The sequence below is a fragment of the Rhodococcus sp. UNC363MFTsu5.1 genome (genome assembly GCF_000686785.1).
In the GTDB taxonomy this organism is placed as follows: domain Bacteria; phylum Actinomycetota; class Actinomycetes; order Mycobacteriales; family Mycobacteriaceae; genus Rhodococcus_G; species Rhodococcus_G maanshanensis.
Window position 1 is genome coordinate 36,722 of record NZ_JMLO01000015.1, and the last position, 10,188, is coordinate 46,909.

Sequence of the window (10,188 nt, forward strand, 5' to 3'; positions counted from 1 at the left end):
GAACTACCCGCCCGCGACCACCGCGGTCACCTCGAGCTGATTGACCTCCGGCCCGGTCTTCGCGCATCCGGTCCCCGGGAACGGCAGGAACAGCGACGCATATGCGTTTGGCGGGAACACCCGCAGCCCGGCGACCGGCGTGGGTTCGCACAGCTCCGGCGGGTAGTTCGCGACCTGGATCGCCCGCACCTGGGCGGTCGCCTTGCCGTCCGACGTCAGCTCCACCGGGCCCTGGCCCGCGCCGGATCGTGTCGCCGGTGCGCCGACCTCGGGGCCGTTCTCCTGCGCCACGTAGGAGACGCCGGGGAAGCCGTCGAGCTTGCACGTGCGACCGCCGATGTTGGTGAACACCAGCGGGATGATCGTCGAGCCCGCGGCACCCTCTGGCTGGCCCGCGGTGAGCATCAGCTCGGTGGCGGCGCAGGTGTTCGGATCGTCCGGAGCGCTGGTCGGGGGCGGGGGACCGGCGGCCGTTGTCTCCACGGCCGGTGCCTCGGTGGAGGCGGTGGTGGTGGTCGGCGCGGGTGCGGCCGTCGGATTGCCCTCGGTGTCGGAGTTGCTACACGCGGCCAGCGTGAGTGCAGTGGTGGCGAGCAGGACGGCGGCTATCCGGGTACGGGTCATGACATCCCCTCCGCTTCGGCATCGGACATCACAAATGCTAGTGCCTGGGTGGCGCTCCGAGCGGAATGCTCGGCGTCCCCTCCGTCCGATCCGATGTCAGGGAAGACCGTGCCTCACACGCTGTAGCGGCGAGGGTCGGCGATCGGATGAGACTCGACCCACTCCGAGGTCCGGGTGAGCCCCTCGCGCAGGGAGACCTGCGGGCTCCAGCCCGTCAGTTCCCGCACGCGCCCGTTGTCGGACAACAGTCGGTGGACCTCGCTGCCCGCGGGACGTTGGCGGGAGTCCTCCGCGGTGACGGATGCGGCCGAACCCGTGATCTCGATGAGTACGTCGATCAGGTCGCGGATCGAAATCTCCTTGCCGGTACCGAGATTCAGCGTCTGGCCGACCGTCCGCTCGGACTCCGCGATCGCCATGAAGCCACGGGCGGTGTCCTCGACGTAGGTGAAGTCCCGAGTAGGGGACAGCGCGCCGACGGCGATCTCGCCCGCGCCGGAGTGCAACTGGTGCAGGATCGCGGGAATCACGGCGCGCGTCGACTGCCGCGGGCCGAATGTGTTGAATGGACGGCAGACCGAAACCGGCGTGTCGAACGAGTGAAAGTACGACAGCGCGACCATGTCCGCGGCAATTTTCGATGCGGAGTAGGGCGACTGGGGTTGCAGCGGATGCGCCTCGGAAATCGGTACTTCTCGCGCGGTTCCATACACCTCGCTCGTCGACGTGTGCACAACCCGTCGCACCTCGTGTCGACGCGCCGCGTCGACGATGTTCTGGGTGCCCAGCACATTCGTCTCGAGATATGTGTGCGGAGCCCGGTAGCTGTAGGGGATTCCGATCAGTGCCGCGAGGTGGAATATGGTGTCGATACCCTCCGCGGCATCGAGTACCTGTCCGCTGTCGCGAACATCTCCCGCGATCATCTCGATATCGTCGAGGTGATCTGAAAGAAAGCCGGCCGACGCGTAGGGCTTGTAATGCGCCAGCACCCGTACCTGCGCGCCTTGCGCGAGCAACTGTTCGACCAGGCTGCTGCCGATGAAGCCCTCACCGCCGGTGACCAAGACTTTTCTGCCGGACCAGAATTCATTCACGAATACACCTCTATCGTTCGATGGGTTCATGCGTTTGATGGGTTCATGCGTTGACGACGTCATATGCCGCCGACTTGTGGCCGCCGAGCTGGCGTAGCCAGTTCGCCACTGTTCGTGCGGAATCGTTCAGCCTCGGATGGGCGGTGTCCGCGATCGACGCGCGCTCAGTGGTGTCGCCGAGAAGGTCGTCGATCGACCGCGCCAGGCTTGCCGGGCTCAGGTCACCGTCTCCGAGCATCCCGGCGGTGCCGCGGGTCACGAGCGCTTGTGCGTTGTGTCGCTGATGGTCACCGGGCGCGTGTGGGTACGGCACGAGGACGCTGGGCACGCCGACATGGGATAGCTCGGCGACCGTGATCGCGCCCGCCCGCCCGACAAAAGTGTCGGCGCCCGCGTACACCAGGTCCATCCTGTCCAGATAGGGCAGCACCAGCACGTTGTCGAGGTCTTCGACCTCGGACGACGCTTCGGCGAAGTGCTCGGGCCCCGTCTTCACGACCAGGCGGACGTCGTCGCGGTCGCGCCATTCGCGCGCCAGCGACAGCGCGGTATCGGTCAGGCTGCGAGATCCGAGGCTGCCGCCGCAGACGATGACGAGTTTCTGGTCCGGCTGAGCGCCGAAGACGGTGCGTGCCTGATCGCGAAGCGCCCACTTGTCGAGTCTCGCGATCTCCCGCATCAGCGGTGTGCCGACCACCCGAACCTCGTTGCGGGTGAAGGCCCGCATCGTCTCCGGGAATGCCACTGCCACCCGGGACGACAAGAGCGCGCCCAGGCGGTTTGCCCGTCCCGGCACAGCGTTGGATTCATGGATCAGTGTCGGTATGCCCGCAAGGCGGGCGCCCAGCACAATCGGCAGACTCGGATATCCGCCGGTGCCGAAAACGACATCGATACCGAGTTCACGGATCTGCCGTGCACAGTGCACGCTGGCGCGTCGGAGTCGGGCTGCTGCCCTCCCACTGCCGCGCACGCCGGTCAGTCCATAGACCTCGGAAGTATGAAGTCGGTAGCCCGCCGCGGGCACGAGTGTTTCTTCGAGTCTGCCTTTGGCGCCAAAGAATTCGATCTGAATATCGGCGTGTTCGCGCAGGGCCTCGGCGACGGCGAGGCCGGGATAGATATGTCCACCGGTGCCGCCCGCGCCAATGGCGACGCGGAGCGTCGGTCGCGGTTCGAATGTCATGTCCACACTGTGCGTGACCGAGATTAGAACTCCGTTAGACCCCGAAACGGATGGGCAGAGGACATCGCATCCAGGCTGAATAGCGGAAACGCCCGGGGGCATGGAAATTCCATGCCCCCGGGCGCTTCTCGAAACGAATGGACAGTCTCACCACGCGTTCAATGTGTTCAGGATCTGGGTGCGCGCCTTCCACAATTCCGCGGACCAGTAGGGCCACGAATGGGTGCCGTGGGGCGGGAAACTGAAGGTGGCCGGGATGCCGAGGGAGCCGAGGCGGACCTGGAACGCTCGGGTGTTGGCGAGGGAGAGCGCCTCGAGCGCCATGCCGGTCGCCGTGTTGAAGTAGTCGATCGGAGCCTGCGGCTGGTCGAAATGGCCCGGGAGACCGCTCGCCGCATAGACATACATGGACAGGCCGGCCAGTTGTGGGGCCACGACGAACGGATCGTTGCGCAGCCAGAGGGGCGACCAGGGCGGGCCCCACATGGAGTCGACGTTGTAGCGACCGGCGTCGAGCATCGAAACGCGGATGGCCTCACGCATGCCCGGTGCGGACAGGTTGAGGTAGCCCGACAGGGAGCCGGCGAACTTGAACTGGTCGCGATGGTGCGCGGCGAGCGTCATCGCTGCGGATCCGCCCATCGACAGGCCGAGGACGCCGTTGTTGTGACGGGAGACTCCGCGGGTCTCGAGGTAATTCGGCAGGTCGCGGGTCAGGAAGGTCTCCCACTTGTAGGTGGTCTGCTGTCCGTTGAAGTTCGACGGAGCCATCCAGTCGGTGTAGAAGCTGGACTCGCCACCGACCGGCATCACCAGGGTGATGTTGTCGTTGCGGAACTGATCGAGCGCGTTGGTCTCGAATGACCAGGCGTTGCGGTCGTTTCGCGCCCGCAGACCGTCGAGCAGGTACAGCGCGGCATTGCCCCCGCGGGAGGCCCACTGGATCTGCACCTTGATCGGGCCCATTTCGGAGGGGACCCACACCTCCTCGTACCCGCCCCAGGGTGCGCGGTGCGCGAGGGGCGCGGCACCCGCGGCCGCCTGCCCTGAGATGCCCGCGAGCATCACGCACGCGAGCAGCGATGCGGTGACGGTGAGTAGGCGTTGGAGAAGTCGGCTGGTCGATTGAGGTCTGACAATACTCATCAAAACTTCGTGATTCCGTCCTGTCCGTTGCGATGCGCAGCTGACCGCCCCAGCGGAGAGCGGTGCCGCCCCGACCCACATCGGGCACGAAGGTACGGACGAATCATTAGCGAATCTTAAGAAAAAGAGGTCCGGCTGGGACGACCCCGAACTCAGCGAGTTCTACATCACAGGTGTGGCGGTGGTTGCCCTTCCCGGATCGGAACGCGGGTGGCGAGCCGGCCTACTGGTGCCCGGCGTGCAGCCGCTCATCGAACAGCGCCCGCACCTCGTCGACATGCTCGTCGAGTGTCTCCACGGACCAGTTCTCGGTGCTCACCGGTTCCAACACGTCCACGTACACCGTGCCCGGATGTGCGACAAGTGAGTTGCGCCACATCAGTTCTCCGGCGTTGTGGATGACGATCGGCACGATCGGTACCCCCGCCTGGATCGCCAGGTGGAAGCCGCCCTTCTTGAACCTGCCAAGGCGCGGCGTCGGCGTCCGAGTCCCCTCAGGCGAGATCGCGATCGAGATGCCCGACTTCAGCTTGTCCACGGCGGGCCCCAACGCGGCCTTCGCCTTCTCGCTGTCCGACCGGTCGATGTACGCGACGTCGAGCAGCGCGCCGATCGGGACGAACCGCGGATCGTGGGACGCCTCCACCTTCGCGACCCCGGTCACGTCGCGGCGGATCACGCCGCCGACGATCAGCATGTCCAGCGAACTGGTGTGGTTGAACATGAACACCGCGGGCCGATCGCTCCACGCATTGTCCTTGCCGTTGATCTTCACCGAGATACCGCAGATCGCCAGGGCCAGATCCGGACCGAACGTCCCGACGAGGTTCGCGGCGCTCTGCCGGTTGCGCAGGACCAGCCCGGCCGCGCCGCCCGCCACGGCGGTGGCCATCAGCGCGCCCACCGCGGTGGAGGTCCGCACCACCGACAGCGGGTCGGCGCCGAGCTGCGGCTTGCGCAGGTTCACCACCGGCCAGCCCTTCCGCTTGGCGAGGCCGGTCAGCTTGCGGTCCGGGTTCAGCGCCACCGGATACCCCACCGACTCCAGCATCGGGACATCCTCGCCGCCATTGGAATACGCGAAGCTGCGGGACAGATCGGCGCCATTCCGCTCGGCGTAGGAACGCAACGCGTCGGCCTTCGCCTGCCCCCACAGCGGCGGCGTCGTCAGCTCGCCGGTGAGCATCCCGTCCACCACCTCCGGCTCCGTCGACAGCACATCCATGATGTCGAGATCCGCCGCCACCCATTGGGCCTGGTACGGGGTGGCGGAGGTGGCCATCACGACCGTGTGCCCGGCGCGCCGGTGCGCGGCGAGCAGCCCGCGGACCTCCGGGAAGATCATCCCGGCGATCTCCTGCCGGAACAGCCGCTGGCCCCACTCGCGCAGCTCGTCGTCCATCCGCCCGGCCAGGGACTGGACCCCGATCCGCATCAGCCCGCCGACGTCGGCGCCGCGGAACTGGGTGTCGATCGCCGCCCCTGTGGTGCGCAGCAGCTCGGCGAGGCTGATGTCGAAGCGGCGCAGACGATCCCGGTACACCACGCTCGCGGAGTACCCGCTGATCAGGGTGCCGTCGAGGTCGAACGCGGCGAGGGTGGCGGGCCCCGGTTCGGCGTCGGCGATGGCCCGGTGCAGGTCGTCGACGCGGGTCACCGATCTCTCTCCTCGGGCGAGGTGCTGTGCTCCCTGAACTCGTCGAGTCGCCCTTGCGTGAGTCCGCGGATGTGCTTTATCCGGCCGACCAGGGTGCGGATCTCGGCGGCGAACGCCGTCCGCCGCCGTGCCAGGTCGCCGACACCGTCCCCGTCGTCGGCCTCGAGCAGGTTGCGGTTGCGCGCCAGTTTCAGCGCGGTGCCGAACAACTCGCTCGAGATGGACTCGCTGCTGGCGATCTGCTGGCGCAGCCGCCGCTGCTCGGCCAGCGCGAGACACGTCGTGATGAAGTCCTTCTCGTTGAACTTCCCGGACAGCGGGGTGTGGACCAGCTGATCTGCCACCACCTCGTAGGCTTCCAGGAACGGTTGCAGGACACGGTGCGCCAGGTAGGGCTTTACCAGGTCGAGCATGTGCTCGGCCTGCTTCGGATCGCCGACCTTGCTCTCCCACGATGGGTCGATCAGCGCCATCTCCCGGCGCATGTCGTGCTCGAAGGTGTCCCGATCGCTGAAGAAGAACTCGAACTTGAGGAGATCGCGGATCCGCTTGGCCTCGATCCAACCTTCGGTCCTCAGGTCGGTGTACCCCTCCTCGATGGCGGCCCGGAGCACCAGCTCCGTGATCGCCCGGACCACGAAGAAGTGGATGGTGTTGTTGCGGTAGAACGCCGCCACCAGGTGCTGGTCCTTGCCGAGGTAGTAGACGCGGGTGCCGCCCTTGTCGAAGCACTGCAGCACACCGGATTCCACGTGGGTGTCCAGGGCCTTGCGGTACACCTGCGGGTTCTGCAGGTCCACACCGCCCGCGGTCGGTAGTGAGCGGGCGGAGATGTAGTCGACCAGCGGCGTCAGGATGAAGGCCAGCTCGGCGACGGTCAGCGCGCGGTCCTCGATGCCGAGGAAGGCGAGCATGACCAGTGACGACACCGTGATCGGGGTGACCTCGTTGATCCGATGGCACACCTCGAACGCGGTCTTCTGGATGGCCAGCCGCAGGTCCTTCTCGCCGCCGAGCGAGTCGGCGAGCGAGAGCGGCCTGCCGACGGTCACGTGCGCCACGCCGTGCCGCTTGCCCTGGGCGCGCACGTACCCGACCATCCAGAGCAGGCTCTCCTTCGTCTTCGCCTCACCGTGCGCCTCGGCGGCCATCGCGCTGACCTCGTAGAGCTGGTCGTAGGTCAGCGAGACCGGCACCAGGTAGACGTCCGACACCCCGCTGGACTGATAGGCCTTGGTCAGGTAGGTGAGCAGCCCGAAGCGTGGGGGCCGCAGCTTTCCGGTGCGGCTGCGCCCGCCCTCGATGTACCACTCGAGGTTGAACCGTTTGGTGAGCAGGTAGCGCATGTACTCGCGCAGCGTCCACTTGTAGACCTCGTCGCCGTCGAACTTGCGGCGGATGAAGACGGTGCCGCTGCGCCTGCTGATCGGTCCGATCGGCCAGAAGCTGACGTTCAGCCCACCCATCACGTGGTTGAGCGGCAGGTCGTTCGCCAGCAGCGCGGGCCGCAGCACCAGCGGGTCCAGGTACGAGCGGTGACTCGGCAGGAACACCAGCGAGTGCTCCCGGTTCAGCGTGCGCAGTTCCTCGAAGCGCGTGGTGTCCACGTCGAGGCGATAGGCGCGGGAGAAGTAGCGGCCCAGCCGATCCCACAGGGCGATCGCGCGCCTGCTCTGCGCGGCCACCATCTCGCCCAGCGCCTCCCTCGACCGCTTGTCGACCTCGGCCAGCGGTACGTTCAGCCGCAGCGACAGGTCGCTGACGCCTGCGTGGAAGCGGGCGGTGTCGGTGATCTCCTCGACCACGAACCGCGACACCTTGTACTGATTGCCGAGCAGGGCGCGCTCGGCCCGTTCCAGCGCGAGGGCGGCCTGCCTGCGTATGTATTCGGGCAGCGAGCCGCCGCCGCTCTCGTCGAGCCGGCGCTTGAGGTCGCTGAGGGGGGCGGGCTCGCCCTCGATCACCTGGCAGCGGGCCGGGTCGCTGCGCAGCAGCCGCCGCTGCGTGCCGCGGCCCGGATGCAGCGGATCCCGCGGGGACAGCGCATCCCGCAGCCCGTGACGGTGTCCGTTGTCGGGCGGCGGCAGCCACACCACCCGCACGGGGGTGAGCATCGGGTCGTCCTGCCTGCGGGTGAGCTCGGCCAGCGACTGGCCGCCGATCGGCACCGCGGTCGCGGGCTTCCCGGCCTCGGTGGGGCGGCGGCTGAGCCAGGACCGCAACACGTCGTCCTCGGCGGCCGTCACGGTCTCGGTGAGGTAGACCCGAGGGTGTTGCGTGCTCGTCATCGTTGCGTCCCTTCGGTCGGGCCGGCCAGTGCGACAACCTCGTCCAGGCTCTCCTGCAGACAGCGCATGTACAGTTTCGGAGCGGTGACCGCGGCGGTGTCGAGGTTGACCCCGATGCAGCAGGTGCCGACGTGCGAGACCAGGGTGGCCATCACCGCGCAGCCGGGCGCGGGCCCGAACGGGAACATCCGCTCGATCCGGGCCCCGGCGAGGTACACCGGGACCGGCACGCCCGCGACGTTGCTGGCCTGCAGGTCCAGGCCGGTCGACTGGGACAGGTACCAGTCCGCGAGCAGCCAGTTCGGCAGCCGTTTGAGTAGCGGCGCGGCGAGGTCGATCGCGTCGATCGCCGGTTCCTCGCGCAGCCCGAGGACGATGGCGCGCACCTTCTTGATCCGCTCGACCGGGTCCGCCTCGGCGGCGGGCCCGGCGAACCGGACGGCCGCGAACCGGTTGCCGCCCGAGGTGTCGGAGGCGGGCCGCATGTTCACCGGCATGCCCATCGGGATCGGGCCGATCTGCTGGCCGTGGGCCTGCGCGTAGCGGCGGAAACCGCCGAGCAGCGCGGCGACGTAGGCGTCGTTGAGCGAGCCGTGCGCGGCGCGGGCGGCGGCCTTGAACTCGGGCAGGCCCACCTCCAGCACGCCGAACCAGCGACCGAGCCCGCGGCCGCGCAGCAGCGGCGATCCCGTCGCGGGGGGAGGGGTGACGATGCGGCGCAGCGAATTGGCGTAGCCGAGGGCGTCGCCCGCGGTCCCGATCGGGTCGGCCAGGGCGCCCACCGCGGTCCTGGCCGCGCCCGCGATGAGCCCGGTGATCCGGCCGGGGGTCTTGCGCACCTCCGTCAGCACGTCCTGGCCGAGTGCCTCGAAGTGGGACAGATGCTCGGGCGGTGCGGGCAGCCGGTCCGGCTTGTTGGGGCTGGGCGCGGACCGGCGGCTGTGCAGCAGCGTCATCATCCGGATGCCGCCCATGCCGTCGGTCATGCTGTGGTGCGTCTTGACGACGTACACCGCGCGGCCGTCGTCGAGGCCCTCGATGAGCATCGCCACCCACGGCGGCCGCGCCTTGTCGAACGGCTCGGTGCCCATGTGCCTGCAGATCCGCAGCGCGTGGTTGAAGTCGGCCGGCTCCGGCAGCCGGATGCGCCGCAGGTGATAGCCGAGGTCGAACTCGGGGTCGACCGACCACACCGGGTTGCCGAGACCGAACGCGGGCTCCACGGCGCGCATCCGGATCCGGGGCACGATGTGTGAGGCCCACTCGTGCGCCCGGACCAGGCGGTCCCAGTCCGGCGGGCGGTCGAGGAGGTCGACCGCGACGATGGGGGTGCGTAACCGGGGCTGGGATTCCTCCATCCGCCACATGCCGGTCTCGAGGTCGGACATCGACCGATCCCAGCCGTCCGCGACGGCGGAGAGGTCGACATCGACCGCGCTCGGTGGTATCTGCGGAACGCCGTCGGTCATGCCCGCACTCCCTCGGTCGTCGAGTCCTCCCGTGGACGTCGATCCCAGGCGCGGAGCCCGGCGGAGCGCCCACAAAGCCAGTGTGGACCCGTCGGGTGGGGCACGCACAGGGTTTCGGGGCCCTGGTGGCCACTGGTGCGGATGGCTACTCAGTGACCCCGATGTCCTCGTTCCACAGCGCGGGTCGCTCCCGGATGAAGCGGGTCATCATCTCGACGCACCTGGCGTCGTCGAGAACCGTGACCCGGATGCCGTGCTCGGCCAGCCAGCCGTGGCCACCGGTGAACGTGACGCTCTCGCCCACCACGAGGGTGCCGATGCCGAACTGGCGCACCAGGCCGCTGCAGTACCAGCAGGGCGAGAGCGTGGTCACCATGATCGTGGAGCGGTAGTCGCGCTGGCGGCCCGCGGCGCGGAAGGCGGCGGTCTCGGCGTGCACCGAGGGGTCCTCGTCCTGGACCCGTCGGTTGTGGCCGCGGCCGAGCAGGGCTCCATCGGCGTCGAAGAGTGCCGCGCCGATCGGGATGCCACCCGCGGCCAGCCCCGCTTCGGCCTCGGCGATCGCCACCTCAAGCAGGTTCGCGGCGAACTCTCGCGGCATCGCCCCGGTCGTCGTTCGGTTCATGTCCACACCTCAGTGGTCGTGCGCCGTGCTGTCAACGCTTGCGTGTTCGGGTCCTGTTGCCCACATGTTTAACACTATGTGACGTACGTCACACAA

8 protein-coding genes are annotated in these 10,188 nt (G+C 68.2%); all 8 read right to left on the reverse strand.

What is annotated here, in order from left to right:
* Positions 1-3: 3 nt before the first annotated feature.
* Positions 4-624, reverse strand: a complete 621-nt coding sequence (locus BR31_RS0114080) for a DUF4232 domain-containing protein (protein WP_037176649.1) — start codon at positions 622-624, stop codon at positions 4-6.
* Positions 625-737: 113 nt separating this feature from the next.
* The gene (locus tag BR31_RS0114085) at positions 738-1,751 is read right to left on the reverse strand and encodes a GDP-mannose 4,6-dehydratase (RefSeq protein ID WP_051637409.1); all 1,014 of its coding nucleotides are present in this window, start codon (positions 1,749-1,751) and stop codon (positions 738-740) included.
* 13 nt (positions 1,752-1,764) lie between these two features.
* On the reverse strand, positions 1,765-2,907 hold the full coding sequence (locus tag BR31_RS0114090) for a UDP-N-acetylglucosamine--N-acetylmuramyl-(pentapeptide) pyrophosphoryl-undecaprenol N-acetylglucosamine transferase (protein WP_037176669.1): 1,143 nt from the start codon (positions 2,905-2,907) through the stop codon (positions 1,765-1,767).
* A gap of 147 nt (positions 2,908-3,054) precedes the next feature.
* On the reverse strand, positions 3,055-4,053 hold the full coding sequence (locus BR31_RS0114095; RefSeq protein ID WP_027501533.1) for an alpha/beta hydrolase: 999 nt from the start codon (positions 4,051-4,053) through the stop codon (positions 3,055-3,057).
* A gap of 223 nt (positions 4,054-4,276) precedes the next feature.
* Positions 4,277-5,710, reverse strand: a complete 1,434-nt coding sequence (locus BR31_RS0114100) for an HAD-IB family hydrolase (protein ID WP_027501534.1) — start codon at positions 5,708-5,710, stop codon at positions 4,277-4,279.
* The gene (locus BR31_RS28635) at positions 5,707-7,998 is read right to left on the reverse strand and encodes a glycerol-3-phosphate 1-O-acyltransferase (protein ID WP_051637412.1); all 2,292 of its coding nucleotides are present in this window, start codon (positions 7,996-7,998) and stop codon (positions 5,707-5,709) included. The genes BR31_RS0114100 and BR31_RS28635 overlap by 4 nt, the downstream gene beginning before the upstream one ends.
* A complete protein-coding gene (locus BR31_RS0114110) occupies positions 7,995-9,467 on the reverse strand; it encodes a wax ester/triacylglycerol synthase domain-containing protein (RefSeq protein WP_027501535.1) in 1,473 nt (490 codons plus the stop codon). The genes BR31_RS28635 and BR31_RS0114110 overlap by 4 nt, the downstream gene beginning before the upstream one ends.
* A gap of 145 nt (positions 9,468-9,612) precedes the next feature.
* Positions 9,613-10,092, reverse strand: a complete 480-nt coding sequence (locus BR31_RS0114115; RefSeq protein ID WP_231496490.1) for a nucleoside deaminase — start codon at positions 10,090-10,092, stop codon at positions 9,613-9,615.
* Positions 10,093-10,188: the final 96 nt, after the last annotated feature.

Excerpts from the sequence above, each read along its gene's own strand:
- BR31_RS0114080 (WP_037176649.1), bottom strand. The coding sequence starts at position 624 with ATGACCCGTACCCGGATAGCCGCCGTCCTGCTCGCCACCACTGCACTC.
- BR31_RS0114085 (WP_051637409.1), bottom strand. The coding sequence starts at position 1,751 with ATGAACCCATCGAACGATAGAGGTGTATTCGTGAATGAATTCTGGTCC.
- BR31_RS0114090 (WP_037176669.1), bottom strand. The coding sequence starts at position 2,907 with ATGACATTCGAACCGCGACCGACGCTCCGCGTCGCCATTGGCGCGGGC.
- BR31_RS0114095 (WP_027501533.1), bottom strand. The coding sequence starts at position 4,053 with ATGAGTATTGTCAGACCTCAATCGACCAGCCGACTTCTCCAACGCCTA.
- BR31_RS28635 (WP_051637412.1), bottom strand. The coding sequence starts at position 7,998 with ATGACGAGCACGCAACACCCTCGGGTCTACCTCACCGAGACCGTGACG.
- BR31_RS0114110 (WP_027501535.1), bottom strand. The coding sequence starts at position 9,467 with ATGACCGACGGCGTTCCGCAGATACCACCGAGCGCGGTCGATGTCGAC.
- BR31_RS0114115 (WP_231496490.1), bottom strand. The coding sequence starts at position 10,092 with ATGAACCGAACGACGACCGGGGCGATGCCGCGAGAGTTCGCCGCGAAC.